We start from the raw sequence: 16,342 nt of genomic DNA, 5'->3' as shown, positions 1-16,342 counted from the left end.
ATCATGCCTCGCTGACCGGGCAGACGGCGGCGGCCGATTCGACCGGCGCCGGGCGCAGGCCCAGCGCGATCACCACGCCGAGCGCGGCGAACATCGCGGCGCCGTACTGTGCATTGACCATGCCCTGCAGGGCGTCGGCACTGGTTGCTGCCTGCGTGCCGCGCGCGGCGTTGGCCACCATCACCAGCACCGCCAGTCCCAACGCGCCGCCGATCTGCTGTGCGGTGGCCGCCATGCCGGACGCGACACCCTGCTGCGGCCCCGGCACGCCCTGCCCGGCCACGATCCACATCGCCGTCCAACTCATGCCCTGACCGACGCTGAGCACCACGATGCCCGGCAGCAGCGGCCAGTAACCGGCGCCATGCGGCATCGCCAGCGCCACCGTAGCGATGCCGATGGCACCCGCAGCGAAGCCCCAGGCCAGCACCTGCCGTGGCGAACGGCGCCGCAGCATGCGTTCGGCAATACGGATGCCGAAGGTGCACACCAACGTCGGCAGCAGGAAGGCCATGCCGGCCTGCAGCGGGCTCCAGCCATAGCCATCCTGGAAGTAGAGCGCCAGGAAGTAGTACTGCACGCCATAGCTGCTCATGAAGGCGAAGGTCAGGCCCAGTGCCGCGCGCAGGCCGGGCAGGCGCAGCAGCGAAAACTGCATCAGCGGATCACGGCTGCGCTTCTCGATCTGCACGAACACGGTCAGCAGTACCGCTGAAAGCAGCAGGCAGATGAGCGTGGCCGGCGCCGTCCAGCCCCACTCCGGCCCTTGCACCAGGGTGGTAACCAGCAGGCTGCCGCCGGCGGTGACAGTGAGGCAACCGGCCAGATCGAATGAACGGCCCTGCACCCGCGGACCATCGGCCGGCAGCCATGTACCGGCAGCGACCGCGCAGGCGGTGGCCAGCGGCACGATCACCGCCAGCACCGCCGGCCAGCCGAATGCCTGGGTCAATACGCCACCCAGAAGCGTGCCCAGCGCCAGGCCGACAGCGCTGGCCATGCTCCAGATCGCCAGCGCGCGGTTGCGCACCGGACCTTCGGCGTACAGCGTGTTGATCAATGCCAGCGTAGCCGGGAACAGCAGCGCCGCACCGACGCCCTGTGCGGCACGCGCGATGATCAGCAGGGTCGCATTCGGCGCCAGCGCACCAAGCAGCGAGGCCAGTGCGAACAGCAGCATGCCCAGCCGGTAGAAACGGCGGCGGCCGACCAGGTCGGCGGCACGGCCCCCCAGCAGCAGGCTGCCGCCGAAGGCGACGGTGTAGGCACTGACCACCCATTGCAGCTGCTGCGCATTGATCTGCAGCGCGCGGCCCATGTCGTGCAGGGCGACGAAGATGATGGTGGCGTCCAGGGCGATGATCAGCTGCGCGGTGGCCAGCAGGGTCAGCGCCCAGCGCGGGTATTTGAGGGGAGGCATCGGCGGGTTGGAGCGGTGGGGGGAGCGCAGTCTCATTGATGCGGACAACTCAATAAACCCCCTGCCGCCCATATCTGTCATGATTTTCAGCATGAATGCAGCCTCGATGGACCTCAATGCGGTGCGCATGCTGGTGCAGGTCGCCGAAGCACGCAGCTTCACGGTGGCCGCCGGCCAGCTCGGCCTGAGCCAGTCCGGCCTGTCCCGCGCGATCGGCCGGCTGGAGGCCACGCTGGGGGTGAAGCTGCTGCAGCGGAACACCCGCAACGTGGCGCTGACCCCGGATGGCCGCCAGTTCGTGGAACAGGTGGCCCCCCTGCTGGCCGGCCTGGACGATGCCGAGCGGCAACTGGCCGACCGCCCGTGCACGCCGTCGGGCACGTTGAAGATCAGTGCGCCGTCGATGTTCGGGCGCAAGGTGCTGGTGCCGATGCTGGCGCCGTTGCTGCAACAGCATCCGCAGCTGCAGGTGGAAGCCGTGCTCAGCGACCGCCTGGTCGATCTGGTTGAAGAAGGTTTCGATGCCGCGCTGCGCACCGGCGTCATCGCCGACCAGCGCATCGTCGCGCGGCCCTTGCGGCCGCTGCGCTGGGTGACGGTGGCCAGCCCCGCCTATCTGGCCCGCTGTGGCGCACCGGACGATGTGGCCGCGCTGCAGGATCACGCGTGCCTGGCGGTGCGCAACCTGCGCAGTGGCCGGCTGGTGGACTGGCAGTTCCTGCAGGACGGGCAACTGCGCGAGGTCACGCCACCGACGCGGATGGTGTTCGACAGCGGCGATCCGCTGGTGGAAGCGGCCATCGCCGGTATCGGCATCGTGCAGGTGATGGATTTTGCGGTGGCCGATGCGCTGGCCGACGGCCGCCTGCAGCGCGTGCTGCAGCCGTTCGAGGGCCGCAGCCGCGAACTGTCGTTGATCTACCCGCCGTCGCGCCAGCATTCGCCAAAGCTCCAGGTGCTGGCCGACGCGTTGCTGGCCGGGGATTGGTAGCGCCGGCCGCTGGCCGGCGTCTGCAGGAATCCAACCGTCTCAGGTTTGCTGGCCAGCGGCCGGCACTACCGATCAGGCGAAGCTATCGGTGGCGCGCACCAGCGCGTCCACGTTCTCGGCTTCGAACGCCGAATGGCCTGAAGCCGGGGTGATTTCCAGCTTTGCCTTCGACCACACCTTGGTCAGGTCCCAGGCGTTGGCCAACGGGCAGACCACGTCGTAGCGGCCGTGCACGATCACGCCGGGAATATCGGCGATGCGGTGCGCGTCACGCAGCAGCTGGTCTTCCACCTCGAAGAAGCCGCCGTTGACGAAGTAGTGGTTCTCGATGCGGGCGAACGCCAGCGCGAAATGCGGGTCTTCGTGGCTGTTGATGAAGTCGTCATCGACATGCAGGAAGCTGGTCGCACCTTCCCACACCGCCCACGCCTTGGCCGCTTCCAGGCGGGTGGTTTCGTCGTCGCTGGTCAGGCGGCGGTGGAAGGCGGAGATCAGGTCATGACGCTCCACCGACGGAATCGGCTTCAGGTAATGCTCCCACGCATCCGGGAACAGGCGGTTGGCGCCTTCCTGGTAGAACCATTCCAGCTCCCAGCGACGCAGCATGAAGATGCCGCGCAGGACCAGTTCGGTCACGCGCTGCGGGTGGGTTTCGGCGTAGGCCAGCGCCAGGGTCGAACCCCAGCTGCCGCCGAACACCTGCCAGCGATCGACCTTCAGGTGCTCGCGCAGCTTCTCGATATCGGCAACGAGGTCCCAGGTCGTGTTGTCCACCAGGTCGGCGTGCGGGGTGGAACGCCCAGCACCGCGCTGGTCGAACAGGATGATGCGGTACTTGGACGGGTCGTGGAACTGGCGCATCTTGTCGCTGCAGCCGCCGCCCGGGCCACCGTGCAGCATCACCACCGGCTTGCCGTCCGGATTGCCGCACTGTTCGAAGTACAGCGTGTGGCGGTCGTCGACCTTCAGGGTGCCGACGTCGTAGGGGGTGATGGCGGGGTACAGCGTACGCATGCTTGCAGCTCCAGGGTGATGCCCTGCCGGGGCAGGAGAACCTCCATTCTAGGCCGGACGCCGGCCCAGGGTGATGCGGTCGCGCTGCTCCAGATCCTGCATGGTCTGCACCTCGGCAAAACCCGCTGCGTCGAACAGCGCGCGGATCGCCTCGCCCTGGTCCCAACCATGCTCGATCAGCAGCCAGCCGCCGGGCAGCAGGTGGGCCTGACCACCGCCGATGATGCGGCGGATGTCATCCAGGCCATCCGGACCCGAGGCCAGTGCGGTGGCCGGCTCGAAGCGCAGGTCACCCTGTTCCAGATGCGGGTCGTCGCTGGCGATATACGGCGGGTTGCTGGCAATCAGGTCGAAGCGGGCACCCTGCAGCGGCGCATACCAGTCGTGCCCGCCCTCGGCGAAGCGGACGTTGCGCAGTTCATGGCGGGCCGCGTTTCGCGCAGCCACGGTCAACGCGCCTGGGCTGGCATCGGTGGCCAGCACCTGCGCCTGCGGCCGTTCGCTGGCCAGTGCCAGTGCGATCGCACCGCTGCCGGTGCCCAGGTCGGCCAGCTGCAGCGCGCGGCCAGGCGGCAGTCGCTCCAGCGCCAGTTCGACCAGCAGCTCGGTTTCCGGACGCGGGATCAGCGTGGCCGGGTCGACCTCCAGGTCGAGCGTCCAGAATCCGCGGCGGCCGGTCAGGTAGGCCACCGGCTCACCGGCCACGCGGCGGGCCAGCAACGCCTCGAAGGCGGCCTGGTCATTGGCGGCCAACGAATCGGTGGCGTGCGCGAACAACCAACTGCGCGGGCGGTCCAGTACGTGCAGCAGCAGCAGTTCCGCCTCGTGGCGGGCCTCGCTGCCGCCCAGGCGGGCGCTGGCATCGGCCACGATCTGGCGCAGGGTGGGTTCGGTTTGGAAAGACATGCCGCAATTGTAGAGTCGAGCTTGCTCGACTGCTTTTGATTGAGATGACGGGCGGGTCCGGAAAAGCCGTCGAGCAAGCTCGACGCTACAAAAGCCGAGATCCGTTCAGGTTCTGGCGAACGGAATAAGGAGGGGCTATCGGCCCCATTCAGCGGCCCCGCAAGATTTTCCTTGTCACACAGCCAGTTGCAGGGTGGGCACGGCAAGGTTCAGTGCCGGCTCATGGCATTACGATAGACTACATCTATCAAATAGATGCAATCAATGGATTGTTCTTATCGCGAGCGAATCGGTAACCTAGCTCCTGTCGATTCACCCACTCCCCTTCACCAGAGGAAAAACGATGTCCCTGATCAATACCCAGATCCAGCCGTTCGAAGCCAACGCTTACCACAATGGCGAGTTCATCAAGGTTTCCGACGCCAGCCTGAAGGGCCAGTGGTCCGTCCTGATCTTCATGCCGGCCGCCTTCACCTTCAACTGCCCGACCGAGATCGAAGACGCGGCTGACCATTACGCCGAGTTCAAGAAGGCCGGCGCCGAGGTCTACATCGTCACCACCGATACCCACTTCTCGCACAAGGTGTGGCACGAAACCTCGCCGGCCGTCGGCAAGGCCCAGTTCCCGCTGGTCGGCGACCCGACCCACAAGCTGACCCGTGCCTTTGGTGTGCACATTGAAGAAGAAGGCCTGGCCCTGCGCGGCACCTTCATCATCAACCCGGAAGGCGTGATCAAGACCCTGGAGATCCACTCCAACGAGATCGCCCGTGACGTCGCCGAGACCCTGCGCAAGCTGAAGGCTGCCCAGTTCACCGCCGCCAACCCGAACCAGGTCTGCCCGGCCAAGTGGAAGGAAGGCGAGAAGACCCTGACCCCGTCGCTGGACCTGGTCGGCAAGATCTAACGCAGTACCGGCCTGCCGTGGCCCCACGCCACGGCGCGCCTTTCATCCCCGTGCCGGTCCCCCGCCGGCGTGGGGTGAACCCAAGACAGCCAACGCTCGCCCGCCTTGGCCAGCCAGCCCCTTCCACGGTCGCTATCTTGGGTTCACCCCTACCCCCTGCTGGTCCGCTACCTTCTACAGCGGTGCCACGCCCCCTGTTTGCCTGAAGCCAGGAGATGACCCGATGTTGGACGCCAACCTGCAGTCGCAGCTGAAGACCTATCTGGAGCGCGTGACCCGCCCGATCCAGATCACCGCGCACGCCGACGACGGCGCCAAGTCGCAGGAAATGCTGGACCTGCTGCGGACCCTGGAAAGCCTGTCGGACAAGATCACGCTGCAAGTCCTGCGCGATGGCCAGGGCCGCGTGCCGTCCTTCGACCTGGGCACACCGGGCCAGGACATCCATCTCACCTTCGCCGGCCTGCCGATGGGCCATGAGTTCACCTCGCTGGTGCTGGCGCTGCTGCAGGTGGGCGGTCATCCGTCCAAGGCCACCGCCGAGCTGATCGAGCAGGTGCAGAACCTGGAAGGCGAGTACACGTTCGAAACCTACTTCTCGCTGTCCTGCCAGAATTGCCCGGATGTGGTGCAGGCGCTGAACCTGGCCGCGGTGCTCAACCCGCGCATCCAGCACGTGGCCATCGACGGCGCCCTGTTCCAGGACGAAGTCGAGAAGCGCGAGATCATGTCGGTGCCGACCGTGTACCTCAACGGTGAAGTCTTCGACCAGGGCCGCATGACCCTCGAACAGATCGTGGCCAAGCTGGATACCAATGCCAGCAAGCGCGATGCCGAGAAGATCGCCGCCAAGGACGCCTTCGACGTGCTGGTGGTGGGCGGTGGCCCGGCCGGCGCTGCAGCGGCGATCTACGCCGCACGCAAGGGCATCCGCACCGGCATCGCCGCCGAGCGTTTTGGTGGCCAGGTACTGGACACCATGGCGATCGAGAACTTCATTTCGGTGAAGGAGACCGAAGGCCCGAAGCTGGCCACGGCGCTGGAACAGCACGTGCGCGAGTACGAGGTGGACATCATGAACCTGCAGCGCGCCAGTGCGTTGGTGCCGGCCGGTGAAGACGGCCTGGTGCAGGTGCAGCTGGAAAACGGCGCGGTGCTGAAGTCGCGTTCGGTGATCCTGTCCACCGGCGCGCGCTGGCGGCAGATGAACGTGCCGGGCGAAGACCAGTACCGCAACAAGGGCGTGGCCTACTGCCCGCATTGCGATGGTCCGCTGTTCAAGGGCAAGCGCGTGGCGGTGATCGGCGGCGGCAACTCCGGCGTGGAAGCGGCCATCGATCTGGCCGGCATCGTGTCGCATGTAACCCTGCTGGAGTTCGATTCCAGCCTGCGCGCCGATGAAGTGCTGCAGAAGAAGCTGCGCAGCCTGGCCAACGTCACCGTGTTGACCAGCGCGCAGACCACCGAAGTGCTGGGCGACGGCAGCCGTGTCACCGGCCTGGTCTACAAGGACCGCGTCGGCGGCGACGCCCACCGCGTCGAGCTGGAAGGCATCTTCGTGCAGATCGGCCTGCTGCCCAACACCGAGTGGCTGAAGGACACCGTGGCGCTGTCGCCGCGTGGCGAGATCGTCATCGACGACCGCGGCCAGACCAACCTGCCGGGTGTGTTCGCTGCTGGCGATTGCACGACGGTACCCTACAAGCAGATCATCATCGCCATGGGCGCCGGTTCGACCGCCGCACTGAGCGCGTTCGACCACCTGATCCGCTCGTCGGTAAGCAACAGCAGCGGTGCCGTTGCTGAAGCTGCCTGATCCACCGTTCCCAGATCACCGGGAGCATTGTCTGCCTGTCGGGTAACCACGCCGTCAGCCGGTCCGTTATCCCTGGGGTGTAAGGATGAACCTACGTGATCTGAAGTACCTGGTAGCCCTGGCCGACCACAAGCATTTCGGCCGGGCTGCCGCCTCCTGCTTCGTCAGCCAGCCCACGCTGTCCACGCAGATCCGCAAGCTGGAAGAAGAGCTGGGCCTGCCGCTGGTGGAACGCGCACCGCGCAAGGTGATGCTGACCCCGGCCGGCCAGGAAGCGGCGGCACGGGCGCGGGTGATCGTGTCCGAAGTGGAACAGCTGAAGGAAGCGGCGCGACGCAGCCGCGATCCGGAAGCCGGTACGGTGCGCCTGGGGATCTTCCCGACCCTGGGCCCGTACCTGCTGCCGCATGTGATCCCGCGCATCCGCGATCGCTTCCCGGAGCTGGAACTGCTGCTGGTCGAGGAAAAGAGCGATGTGCTGCTGGACCGCCTGCGCGAAGGCAAGCTCGACGCAGCACTGCTGGCACTGCCGGTGATCGACGACCAGCTGCATGCCGAGTTCCTGTTCGAGGAACCGTTCCTGCTGGCTGTTTCCGGACGCCACCCGCTGGCCCGTCGCGAACACCTGGACGTGCAGGAGCTGGCTACGCAGAAGCTGCTGCTGTTGGAAGACGGGCATTGCCTGCGCGACCAGGCACTGGAAGTCTGCCGCCTGTTCGGTGCCAACGAGAAATCCGAGTTCCGCGCCACCAGCCTGGAAACCCTGCGGCAGATGGTCGCCGCCGACGTCGGCATCACCCTGCTGCCGAGCCTGTCGGTGCAGCCGCCGGTGCCGCGTTCGAACAACATCCGCCTGCTCGACTTCACCGGCGAGGGCCGTCCCAGCCGCCGCATCGCCATGATCTGGCGCCGCAGCTCGGCCATGAACGATTTCCTGATGGAGCTGGCCGACCAGTTCAAGCGCCTGCCGCAGACACTGTTCACCCTGGAGGCGGTCAACGCCGCCGACGACACGGCCGCCCTGCCCGGCCCCGCGCTGAACGGCTGAACCCCCGCAGCACCGGCCTGGAATCGGCAGGAGTCGATTCCGGCCGCATTTGTCCCCACAATACAGACAGGCGGCGCCAGCAGGTGCCGCCTTTTGCATGGCTTTCAACCAAGGAGCTTCACCATGAACACCGCCAGCGGCCTGCCGCCGTCGATCACCGTTTCTACCTTCGACATGGACCGCCTGGACGCCATGCTCGAATCCCCTGCGCTGAGCCAGACGCCTGCCGCGCTCGCGCTTGCTGAAGAACTCAACCGTGCCACCGTGCTGGCAGCGGACCAGATTCCCGAAGGCATCGTCATGATGCATTCGCGCGTGGAGTGCGAAGATGAAGTGTCGGGCGAAAAGCACGTCCTGACCCTGGTCTTCCCCCGCGAAGCCAACGTCGATGAAGGCAAGGTCTCCGTACTGGCCCCGGTCGGCACCGCCCTGCTGGGCCTGGCCATCGGCCAGAGCATCGACTGGAACGCGCCTGGCGGCCGCAAGCTGCGCCTGCGCGTGACCGCGGTCCACAACGACCGCCCCTGATTACCGCTGCGCACCGCGCGCGATTCGATCCCCCTGCACCAGGAGCCGTAATGAGTACCCCGTCCAAACTGTCCCAGCTGCGCGAACTGTCCGTGGTCGTTGCCGATACCGGTGACTACGACGCGATCAAGCGCCTGCAGCCGGTGGATTGCACCACCAACCCGACCCTGGTGAAGAAGGCGCTGGACCTGCCGGTCTACGCCGAGCTGATCGAACGCGAACTGGCCTGGGGCCGCCAGCAGGGTGGCGACCGCGAAGCCGTGGTGCACGCCGTGGCCGACCGCCTGACCATCGGCGTCGGCGCGCTGCTGAGCACGCTGGTGCCCGGCCGCGTGTCCACCGAAGTGGATGCCGACCAGGCCCACGACACCGCTGCCACCGTGGCCAAGGCGCGCCAGTTCATCCAGATGTACGCCGACGCCGGCGTGCCGCGCGAGAAGATCCTGATCAAGATCGCCGCGACCTGGGAAGGCGTGGAAGCCGCGCGCATCCTGCAGGCCGAAGGCATCGACTGCAACCTGACCCTGATCTTCAACCCGACCCAGGCGCTGGCCTGCAGCGAAGCCGGCGCGTTCCTGATCTCGCCGTTCGTCGGCCGCATCCTGGACTGGTACGTGGCCAACGGCCAGGCCCCGGCCAGCATCGACGAAGACCCGGGCGTGAAGTTCGTGCGTGGCGTGTATGCCGAATTCAAGCGTCGCGGTTCGCCGACGGTGGTGATGGGCGCCTCGTTCCGTTCGACCGCGCAGATCGAAGCACTGGCCGGCTGCGACCGCCTGACGATTTCGCCGGACCTGCTGGAGAAGCTGGACGCCGACCACGGCGAACTGCCGCGCAAGCTGGTGGCCGGTGTGGCCGATGGCGTGGCGGTGACCCCGATCGATGCGGCGAAGTTCGCGGCGGACCTCGCGGCCGATCCGATGGCGACCGAGAAGCTGGCGACCGGTATCGATGCGTTTGCCAAGGATCTGCAGGCGCTGCGCGAGCGCATTCGCTCGGAACTGTGATTCCAGCCAACGGCTGAGCCCCTCGTGGCGGGGGGCTATGAGCAAAAGCCGCGCTTGGCCGGGCGGGTTGGGTTCGCGGGAGACGCCGTGAATCCGTCCCTGGAGGCTTGGCCGCCGCATCCATGCGGCGGACACTCCCGCGAACCCAACCCGCCCGCCCTCTGACAGTTTCCTGTGGCCGCCCGCCACGGAAGAAAGAAAAGAAAAGCAACAGCGGGTCGCGCGCTGCGCGTGCTCACAAGCAAACAAACAAAAAGGACGCGGCGAACGCCGCGTCCTTTTTGTTTTCCATCAGTTCGTCAGTAACCCAATGCTCTTTCCCACCGTCACCGGGAAACTGTCGGGGGTGGGGCGGTGTGGGTTGGCAGGACCGTTGGCGCCATGGATGGCGCCATCGAGCCCCCAGGGACGGGTTCACGGCGTGTCCTGCCAACCCACACCGCCCCACCCAACAAGCAGCAACCCAGAGCCGCTTTGGCTTTGGCTTTCAGCCGTTGACGTTGCCCGCCGCAGGCGGACCACCGCGCGTCAGCGCGGCGCCTCCACATCCAACCCGATCGGGCAGCTCACGCCGGTGCCGCCGATGCCGCAGTAGCCGTTCGGGTTCTTCGCCAGGTACTGCTGGTGATAGTCCTCGGCGTAGTAGTAGGCCGGTGCCGGATACACGATCTCGGTGGTGATCGGGCCGTAGCCGGCCGCATCCAGCTGCGCCTGGTAGGCCTCGCGGCTGGCCAGCGCGGCGGCGTACTGCGCCTCGTCGGTGGCGTGAATCGCCGAGCGGTACTGGGTGCCGGTGTCGTTGCCCTGGCGCATGCCCTGGGTCGGGTCGTGGCTTTCCCAGAACAGCTGCAGCAGCCGCTCCAGGCTCACCACCGCCGGGTCGAACACCACCTGCACCACTTCGGTGTGGCCGGTCAGGCCCGAGCAGACCTCTTCATAGGTCGGATTCGGGGTGATGCCGCCGGCATAGCCCACCGAGGTGCTGTACACGCCCGGTTCGGTCCAGAACTTGCGCTCGGCACCCCAGAAACAGCCCAGCGCGAAACGGATCTGCTGCAGGCCGGCGAAGCGGTCCTTCAGCGGATGGCTGTTCACGAAGTGCTGGTTGCTGTGCAGCGGCAGCGGCTGGTCACGCCCCGGCAGTGCTTCTTCCGGGCGCGGCAGGCGCTGCTTGAAGGCGCCGATGCCGAGGATGCCCTCGCCAATTCCCAACATGATGCGCTCCTACGCCGGCAGTCCGGCTATGTCGTCTGCATCTGAAATGGGGGCGTCCGGCGCATGGCCCAAGTCCAGCCCCGCCACGATGTCCTCAGCCTGCGGGCGTGCTGCGTCGGGGATACCGACCCGCAGCACACCGAACAGCGGCAGTTCACCCATGCCGCCCAGCAACGACTCGCCGAACACGAAGGCCGGAATGCCGGCATCTTCCAGCGCGTGCTTGACCAGATGAGCGTCGAACAGGTTGTCGGCCTTGTACACGATGTGCATGCGGCGCCTCCGTGGGAGAGGGTTCCAGCATACGCCCGGGTGCTGAATGATGGTGGTGACGGCGCATGACCGTTCTGCCGGCCAGCGGCCGGCACTACCCAATTGCACGGCGATCCACATTCCGCCGGCCCGCTGCCGGCGCTGCCGGAAGATGGGTGGGAAGTGCCGGCCGCTGGCCGGCATCCCCACACCCCACCGGGCAGCCCTGCCCCGTACGCGCTAGACTGTTGGTCTTTCTGCCCTTTTTCGCCCCAGACTCATGTCCGAGCACACCCCCGCCAGCCCCGAGACCCCCGCCGACAGCCACGAGAAGCGCGATTTCATCCGCCAGATCGTGCGCGAGGACCTGGCCAGCGGAAAGCACCAGGCGATCAAGACCCGCTTCCCGCCCGAGCCGAACGGCTACCTGCACATCGGTCATGCCAAGTCGATCTGCCTGAATTTCGGCATCGCCGGTGAGTTCAGCGGCGTCTGCAACCTGCGCTTCGACGACACCAATCCGGCCAAGGAAGATCCGGAGTACGTGGCCGCGATCCAGGACGACGTGCGCTGGCTGGGCTTCGAGTGGAACGAGCTGCGCCATGCCTCGGACTACTTCCAGACCTACTACTTGGCCGCCGAGAAGCTGATCGAACAGGGCAAGGCTTACGTCTGCGACCTGTCGGCCGAAGAAGTGCGTGCCTACCGCGGCACCCTGACCGAGCCGGGCCGTCCGTCGCCGTGGCGCGACCGCAGCGTCGAGGAAAACCTCGACCTGTTCCGCCGCATGCGCGCCGGTGAATTCCCGGATGGCGCGCGCACCCTGCGCGCCAGGATCGACATGGCCAGCGGCAACATCAACCTGCGCGATCCGGCGCTGTACCGCATCAAGCACGTCGAGCACCAGAACACCGGCAACGCGTGGCCGATCTACCCGATGTACGACTTCGCGCATGCACTGGGCGATTCGATCGAGGGCATCACCCACTCGCTGTGCACGCTGGAATTCGAAGACCATCGCCCGCTGTACGACTGGTGCGTGGACAACGTCGACTTCGCCCACGATGACGCGCTGACGCAGCCTCTGGTCGACGCCGGCCTGCCGCGCGAAGCGGCCAAGCCGCGCCAGATCGAGTTCTCGCGCCTGAACATCAACTACACGGTGATGAGCAAGCGCAAGCTGATGGCGCTGGTTACCGAGCAGCTGGTGGACGGCTGGGAAGACCCGCGCATGCCGACTCTGCAGGGCCTGCGTCGCCGTGGCTATACCCCGGCGGCGATGCGCCTGTTCGCCGAGCGCGTGGGCATCAGCAAGCAGAATTCGCTGATCGACTTCAGCGTGCTGGAAGGCGCGCTGCGCGAAGACCTGGACAGCGCCGCGCCGCGTCGCATGGCGGTGATCGATCCGGTCAAGCTGGTGCTGACCAACCTGCCGGAAGGCCACGAAGAGCAGCTCACCTTCAGCAACCACCCGAAGGACGAGAGCTTCGGCAGCCGCGAAGTGCCGTTCGCACACGAAGTGTGGATCGACCGCGAGGACTTCGCCGAAGTGCCGCCGAAGGGCTGGAAGCGCCTGGTGCCGGGTGGCGAAGTGCGCCTGCGCGGCGCCGGCATCATCCGCTGCGATGAAGTGATCAAGGATGCCGACGGCACCATCACCGAGCTGCGCGGCTGGCTGGATCCGGAATCGCGTCCGGGCATGGAAGGCGCCAACCGCAAGGTCAAGGGCACCATCCACTGGGTCAGCGCCGTGCATGGCGTACCGGCCGAGATCCGCCTGTACGACCGCCTGTTCTCGGTGCCGAACCCGGATGATGAATCGGAAGGCAAGACCTACCGCGATTACCTCAATCCGGAATCGCGCCGCACCGTCACCGGCTATGTCGAGCCGGCCGCGGCCAGCGCCGCGCCGGAGCAGTCGTTCCAGTTCGAACGTACCGGCTACTTCGTCGCCGACCGCCGCGACCACACCGAAGCCAAGCCGGTGTTCAACCGCAGCGTGACCCTGCGCGATACCTGGTCGGCCTGAGGACCTGCGCGGGCGCCAGCACGGCGCCCGCACGCCATCGACAATGATCACCGCCCTCTCCGTCCTGTTCTGGTTCATCTCGCAGCATCCGCTGCTGACGTTCTTTGCAGCAATGGTGCTGGCCGGGCTGGTCTCGTGGTGGCGGCGCTTTCCGGGCTACGCCATCGTGGTGTTCCCGCTGGCGATGCTCAACATGTTCCTCGGCCACTTCCTCAATGCCGCCTTCCTCAACGTGGTGGGCGAGCGTGGTGAAGCGGTGATCGTCAAGGCCGAGCAAACCAGCTCCACGCTCAACGAACAGTACATCTGGCGGTACGAAGGGGTGCTGCGTACCGCCGAGGGCCGCGACGTGGAGGTGGTGTTCCACACCAACACCGCCTCGCTATGGCCGCTGGAAAACGCCATCCGCATCCCGGCGCGCGACCAGCCGTTCGTGGTGAAGTACACGCCGGGCTTCCCGCGCAACTTCGTCATCCTCACCAACGAATCCCCGCATGGTGTCGCCCAGGCCCGGACCAGCGCGCGCGAGCGCGTGGAGGTGGCGGCGCGCAAGCTGCACTTCAGCCCGGGCAATGCCGATTTCCGCGCGGACTATCGCCGCGAGCTGGAAACCTGGCTGCGCGACCACGGCAACGATCCGCAGCAGCAATCCGACGCGCAGCGATATCGCGCCGAACTCGACGCGCTCGACCGCTAGATCCCCAGGCCCTGCCTGGATGTTCCCCCCCATCCACCCACAGGCCTGACATGACCACGACCTCCGCCGCCCTCCTCCCGCTGCTGCAGCAGGTCCTGCAGGACGCGGGCGTCGCCAGCCACGTCGACGGCAACGCGCTGCTGCTGGACAGCGGCCTGCGCCTGACCCCGCATGCAATGGCCGCACACGCGCGCGACAACGGTGGTTGGCAGACCTCCACCGTCATCGAAAGCCAGCATCCGCAGTTGTTCGCCGATGGCCTGTTCGAGTACCAGCACGCAAATGGTGCCGATGAGCAGGCATCGCTGTTGTCCGGCTTCCAGGCCTGGGCCCGAGTGGACCTGGTGACCCTGCAGACCGCGATCGGCGCCCAAGACGCACAGGGCCTGCCGATGATGGGCCTGACCTATCCGGCCGGTGACAATGGCGAGGAACACGAGCGCACCGTGGTGCTGGGGCCGTTGGCGCACTACCGTGCACAGGAAGTGGATGCCTCCACCTGCAGCGAAGACGATCATGGCTCCTGCCCCTGCTGCCTGTTCACCCGCAGCATGGACGCCTTCGACGACCTGCTGAAGGCCCGCCAATTCCTCGCCATCCGCCTGTTCGCCTCGCGCGATGCCGATGGCCTGTGCGAGGCCGATTGCCGGGTCAACGGCCACGACTTCGCCGCAGCCCTGCCCCTGCTGCGCACCTACGCGGCCAGCTGGCCGCAGGCCGGGCTGGAGTTCCGCAAGCAGTACGTGGTGATCCGCACCGGCTCGCCGGGCTGACCCACCGCCACACCCGATACAGGCCGGTGCAGCTACACTGCGCGCCGGTTTCCCAAGCAACCGCACCTTCTTCCATTCCACTACGAGGCACCCCCGCGATGCTGTACGCGCAAGTCCACCTGACCCTTCCCGCCTGGATCCACGACCAGATCGACCTGGATCGTCGATATCCGGGCGATGAGGCCAAGGTCGCGCTGGCGATCGAGCTGTCGCGGCTGAACGTCGAGCACGCCAGTGGCGGTCCGTTCGGTGCCGTGGTGTTCGGCCCGGATGACAAGGTCATCGCCGCCGGCGTGAACCGGGTGATGCCGCACGCGACCTCGCTGGCGCACGCCGAGAACATGGCTTACATGCTGGCCCAGCAGCGCCTGCAGACCCCGCGCCTGAACGCGGTGCTGTCGCCGGTCACCCTGGCCACCAGCTCGCAGCCGTGCTGCCAGTGCTACGGCGCCACCGTGTGGGCCGGTATCGACCGCCTGCTGATCGGTGCCAACTCGGCCGACGTCGAAGAGCTGACCCCGTTCGATGAAGGTCCGCTGCCGGCCGACTGGGTGGGTGAACTCAACAAGCGTGGCATCGAAGTGGTGCAGGGCCTGAACCGCGACGCCGCGCGCAGCGTGCTGCGTGCCTATGGGGAAAGCGATGGCGCCCGTTACTGAAACCGGCATCGGCCTGCTGTGCCTGTGCCGGCAGGGCTTCGAGCCCGAGCTGGCCGGCGAGCTGCAGTTCCGTGCCGGCGAAGCCGGTTTCGCCGGCTATGCGCGTACCCAGCGCAATGACGGCTACGTGCTTTTCATGTGCGACGAAGCCGCCGCGCTGGCGCCGCGCCTGCGCTGGCGCGAGCTGATCTTCGCGCGGCAGAAGCTGGTGGTGCTGGCCGAACTGCCGCAGCTGGACCCGGCCGACCGCATTACCCCGATGCTCGACGTGCTGGCCGATGCGCCGCGCTTCGGCGACCTGTGGGTGGAACACCCGGACTCGGACGCCGGCAAGCCGCTGTCCGGGTTGGCCCGCGCCTTTGGCAATGCGCTGCGCCCGGCGCTGCGCAAGGCTGGCAAGCTGACTGACAAGCCGAACAACCGCCTGCCGCGCCTGCACGTGGTGTTCGTCGACGGCACCCATGCCTTCGTCTGCGTGGCCGACCCGGCCGACAGCGCGCCGTGGGCACTGGGCATCCCGCGCCTGAAGCTGCTGCCCGAAGCGCCTTCGCGTTCGGCGCTGAAGCTGGACGAAGCCCTGCTGACCCTGCTGACGCCGGAGGAGCGTGAAGCGCTGGCCAAACCCGGCATGCGCGCGGCCGACCTGGGTGCCGCACCGGGCGGCTGGACCTGGGTGCTGACCCGCCAGCACATGCACGTGCTGAGCATCGACAACGGCCCGCTGCGCCAGCACGTGCTGGACACCGGCCTGGTCGAGCACCTTCGCGCCGATGGCTTCCACTGGCACCCGGAGCAGCCATTGGACTGGATGGTCTGCGACATGGTCGAGCAGCCGCGCCGCGTGGCCGAACGCATGGCCACCTGGTTCCGCGAAGGCTGGTGCAGGCACGCGATCTTCAATCTGAAGCTGCCGATGAAGAAGCGCTGGGACGAAACCCGCTTGTGCCTGGACCTGTTCCAGGACCAGGCCGGCAAGCCGCTGGTGGTACGCGCCAAGCAGCTCTATCACGACCGTGAGGAGATCACGGTATTGGCCTCGCCGCTGCGCTGAGGAACATGCCCGCCGGGCATGGGCCCGGC

The 16,342-nt window shown here is 66.9% G+C and carries 16 protein-coding genes; 11 read left to right on the top strand and 5 right to left on the bottom strand.

Annotated features, from left to right (window positions below; all coding sequences use genetic code 11):
- Window position 1: 1 nt before the first annotated feature.
- The gene (locus tag FQS62_RS03770) at window positions 2-1,420 is read right to left on the bottom strand and encodes an MFS transporter (RefSeq protein WP_208044173.1); all 1,419 of its coding nucleotides are present in this window, start codon (window positions 1,418-1,420) and stop codon (window positions 2-4) included.
- A gap of 106 nt (window positions 1,421-1,526) precedes the next feature.
- Here FQS62_RS03770 and FQS62_RS03765 point away from each other — a divergent pair, with 106 nt between their 5' ends.
- Window positions 1,527-2,411 (top strand): LysR family transcriptional regulator, encoded by an 885-nt coding sequence (locus tag FQS62_RS03765; RefSeq protein WP_057499618.1) that lies wholly within the window; start codon window positions 1,527-1,529, stop codon window positions 2,409-2,411.
- Window positions 2,412-2,483: 72 nt separating this feature from the next.
- On the opposite strand, the gene pip is transcribed toward FQS62_RS03765, so the two are convergent.
- Together pip and prmC are read right to left on the bottom strand one after the other, a co-directional pair.
- Window positions 2,484-3,425, bottom strand: coding sequence for a prolyl aminopeptidase (pip, locus tag FQS62_RS03760; RefSeq protein ID WP_049447322.1), 942 nt, complete (start codon window positions 3,423-3,425; stop codon window positions 2,484-2,486).
- 48 nt (window positions 3,426-3,473) lie between these two features.
- Window positions 3,474-4,331, bottom strand: a complete 858-nt coding sequence (gene prmC / locus FQS62_RS03755; RefSeq protein ID WP_208044172.1) for a peptide chain release factor N(5)-glutamine methyltransferase — start codon at window positions 4,329-4,331, stop codon at window positions 3,474-3,476.
- Window positions 4,332-4,674: 343 nt separating this feature from the next.
- Between prmC and ahpC the strand changes: the two genes are divergently transcribed.
- The 5 genes from ahpC (at window position 4,675) to FQS62_RS03730 (ending at window position 9,637) form a co-directional block, all read left to right on the top strand.
- The gene (gene ahpC / locus FQS62_RS03750; protein ID WP_019337037.1) at window positions 4,675-5,238 is read left to right on the top strand and encodes an alkyl hydroperoxide reductase subunit C; all 564 of its coding nucleotides are present in this window, start codon (window positions 4,675-4,677) and stop codon (window positions 5,236-5,238) included.
- Window positions 5,239-5,461: 223 nt separating this feature from the next.
- The gene (gene ahpF / locus FQS62_RS03745; RefSeq protein WP_208044171.1) at window positions 5,462-7,054 is read left to right on the top strand and encodes an alkyl hydroperoxide reductase subunit F; all 1,593 of its coding nucleotides are present in this window, start codon (window positions 5,462-5,464) and stop codon (window positions 7,052-7,054) included.
- Window positions 7,055-7,139: 85 nt separating this feature from the next.
- On the top strand, window positions 7,140-8,102 hold the full coding sequence (locus FQS62_RS03740) for a LysR substrate-binding domain-containing protein (RefSeq protein ID WP_049447316.1): 963 nt from the start codon (window positions 7,140-7,142) through the stop codon (window positions 8,100-8,102).
- Between the two features lie 123 nt (window positions 8,103-8,225).
- Complete coding sequence (rnk, locus tag FQS62_RS03735; RefSeq protein WP_057499605.1) at window positions 8,226-8,630, top strand: nucleoside diphosphate kinase regulator; 405 nt, start codon at window positions 8,226-8,228, stop codon at window positions 8,628-8,630.
- 50 nt (window positions 8,631-8,680) lie between these two features.
- Window positions 8,681-9,637 (top strand): transaldolase, encoded by a 957-nt coding sequence (locus FQS62_RS03730; protein WP_208044170.1) that lies wholly within the window; start codon window positions 8,681-8,683, stop codon window positions 9,635-9,637.
- A gap of 528 nt (window positions 9,638-10,165) precedes the next feature.
- Here FQS62_RS03730 and msrA read toward each other — a convergent pair.
- On the bottom strand, window positions 10,166-10,831 hold the full coding sequence (gene msrA, locus FQS62_RS03725) for a peptide-methionine (S)-S-oxide reductase MsrA (protein ID WP_032968772.1): 666 nt from the start codon (window positions 10,829-10,831) through the stop codon (window positions 10,166-10,168).
- A 30-nt stretch (window positions 10,832-10,861) separates the two neighbouring features.
- A complete protein-coding gene (locus tag FQS62_RS03720; RefSeq protein WP_049444214.1) occupies window positions 10,862-11,125 on the bottom strand; it encodes a putative signal transducing protein in 264 nt (87 codons plus the stop codon).
- A gap of 259 nt (window positions 11,126-11,384) precedes the next feature.
- Here FQS62_RS03720 and FQS62_RS03715 point away from each other — a divergent pair, with 259 nt between their 5' ends.
- The 5 genes from FQS62_RS03715 (at window position 11,385) to rlmM (ending at window position 16,313) form a co-directional block, all read left to right on the top strand.
- Window positions 11,385-13,133, top strand: a complete 1,749-nt coding sequence (locus FQS62_RS03715) for a glutamine--tRNA ligase/YqeY domain fusion protein (RefSeq protein WP_226053550.1) — start codon at window positions 11,385-11,387, stop codon at window positions 13,131-13,133.
- A gap of 43 nt (window positions 13,134-13,176) precedes the next feature.
- Window positions 13,177-13,830: a hypothetical protein gene (locus FQS62_RS03710; RefSeq protein ID WP_057502040.1), complete on the top strand. Its 654-nt coding sequence runs from the start codon at window positions 13,177-13,179 to the stop codon at window positions 13,828-13,830.
- A 50-nt stretch (window positions 13,831-13,880) separates the two neighbouring features.
- Window positions 13,881-14,603 (top strand): DUF6348 family protein, encoded by a 723-nt coding sequence (locus FQS62_RS03705; RefSeq protein WP_088479744.1) that lies wholly within the window; start codon window positions 13,881-13,883, stop codon window positions 14,601-14,603.
- A 98-nt stretch (window positions 14,604-14,701) separates the two neighbouring features.
- Window positions 14,702-15,262, top strand: a complete 561-nt coding sequence (locus tag FQS62_RS03700) for a nucleoside deaminase (protein WP_004154307.1) — start codon at window positions 14,702-14,704, stop codon at window positions 15,260-15,262.
- Window positions 15,246-16,313, top strand: a complete 1,068-nt coding sequence (gene rlmM, locus FQS62_RS03695; protein WP_005408149.1) for a 23S rRNA (cytidine(2498)-2'-O)-methyltransferase RlmM — start codon at window positions 15,246-15,248, stop codon at window positions 16,311-16,313. Before FQS62_RS03700 ends, rlmM begins: the two co-directional genes overlap by 17 nt.
- Window positions 16,314-16,342 lie beyond the last annotated feature (29 nt).

It is taken from the genome of Stenotrophomonas sp. SBJS02 (genome assembly GCF_020428325.2).
In the GTDB taxonomy this organism is placed as follows: Bacteria; Pseudomonadota; Gammaproteobacteria; order Xanthomonadales; family Xanthomonadaceae; genus Stenotrophomonas; species Stenotrophomonas africana.
The sequence above is the reverse complement of the archived record's forward strand: the minus strand, read 5'-3'. Positions and strand labels throughout refer to the sequence as shown.